Consider the following 1,883-nt stretch of genomic DNA (forward strand, 5'->3'; position numbering starts at 1 on the left):
CTGGCCGGCGGGATCGCCGCGGCCGCCGACGGGTTCGCCGTCGCCTACGCGCCCCTCGCCGCGGCCCGTGACCTGCCGTTCGCCGAGGCCGCGGTGTTCGTCGGCGCGCGGTCGGGGCCGCTGCAGATCCTCACCTGGCCGCTGGTCCTGCTGTACTTCCCCGACGGGCGGCTGCCCTCACCGCGCTGGCGGCTCCCCGCCGCCCTGGCCGTCGGCGCGCTCGCCCTCACCCCGCTGATGCTGGCCGTCGTCCCGTGGCAGGACTGGGTGATCAGCCGCCAGGGCGCTCCCGAGCAGGTCACCGGGCTGGACGGCGTCGACCTCGATCCGCTGTCGCTCCCGCTGCCCACCGTGTTCTGGGACCGCGCCGGCGCCGCGCTCGGCGTCGCCGCCACCGCCGCGACGCTCCTGGCGATGGCCGCGTTCGTCCGCCGGTTCTCCGGCTCCGACCCCGTCCGCCGCGCCCAGCTGCGCTGGCTGCTCCTCGGGGTGCTCGTCGAACTCGGCTTCATGGCAGGGGATCTCGTCCTCAGCGCCGTCGACGCGGCGCCCGTCTGGCGGGACGTCACCTTCCTGCTCGGCCAGAGCGCGCTGGCCGCCGCCGTCGTCATCGCCGTGCTGCGGTATCGGCTGTACGGCGCCGACCTGCTGCTCGGCTGGACCCTCCTGTACGGGACGCTCGCCACCGTCGTCATCGCCGTCGACCTGGCCGTGTTCATCGGCGCGGGCGAGTTGTTCGGCGGCGACCGGGTCGCCGGGATCGCCGCCGCCGGAACCGTCGCCGTCCTGTACGCGCCGCTGCGGCGGCGGCTCCAACGCCTGGTCCACCGTGCGCTCACCGGCCGGGATGACCCTTATGAGGTGGTGTCGGCGCTCGCCCGGCGGCTGGAGGAGGCCCCCGACCCCGACGAACTGCTCACCGAGGTCGCCAGGGGCGTCGCCGCCGCGTTCCGTTCCCCGTACGTGCGGGTCGACCTCGACCTCGCCGACGGCACCACCCTCACCGTCAGCCAGGGCGAACCCCGCGACGACACGATCGTCCTGCCGTTCACCTACCGCGACGCCCCCATCGGCCGTCTCACCCTCGTGCCGCGGCTCGGCGCCCAGCTGTCCGACCGTGACCAGCGGCTCCTCGCCGACATGGTCCGCCAGGCCGCCGCCGCGGCCCACGCCACCGCCCTCACCGAGGAGCTCCAGTCCGGCCGGACGGCGCTCGTCACCGGCATCGCCGAGGAACGCCGACGGCTCCGCCGCGACCTGCACGACGGCCTCGGCCCCGCCCTGGCCGCCGCGGGCCTCAAGATCCAGGCCGCGAGCAACCTCTCCCCCCGCGACCCCGCCACCGCCGACGCCACCCTCGCCCAGGTCACCACCGACCTCGCTGACGTCCTCACCGACGTCCGCCGTCTCGTCCACGACCTGCGCCCGCCCGCACTCGACCGGTACGGCCTGCTCGGCGCGATCCGGCAGCAGGCCGCCGACCTCGGCGACGCCCCCGTCACCGCCACCGGCCCCCGCGACGAGCTGCCCGCCGCGGTCGAGGTCGCCGCCTACCGGATCACCGCCGAAGCCCTCACCAACATCGCCCGCCACGCCGACGCCACCCGCTGCACCATCACCCTCACCCATGACGGCGCCGCCCTCCACCTCCAGATCACCGACCACGGCCGCGGCATCCTGCCGAGCACCCCCCGCGGCATCGGCCTCCAAGCCATGCGCGAACGGGCGGAAGAGCTCGGCGGCACCTGCACCCTCACCCCCCACCCCACCCGCGGCACCCGCCTCACCGCCGTCCTCCCCACCCACCTCACCCCGGCAGGGGCCGCATGAACGGCGGGCGGGTGGGGCGGGTGCTGCGGGGGGTGGCCGTGCTGCTCGCGGTC

At 76.1% G+C, this 1,883-nt stretch carries 1 protein-coding gene; it reads left to right on the forward strand.

Annotated features, from left to right (window positions below):
• Positions 1-1,830, forward strand: a 1,830-nt coding sequence (locus tag ACYVE7_RS33350; RefSeq protein ID WP_460370480.1) for a sensor histidine kinase, incomplete at its 5' end; no start/stop codon positions are given.
• Positions 1,831-1,883: the final 53 nt, after the last annotated feature.

The organism is Actinocorallia lasiicapitis, from assembly GCF_054778695.1.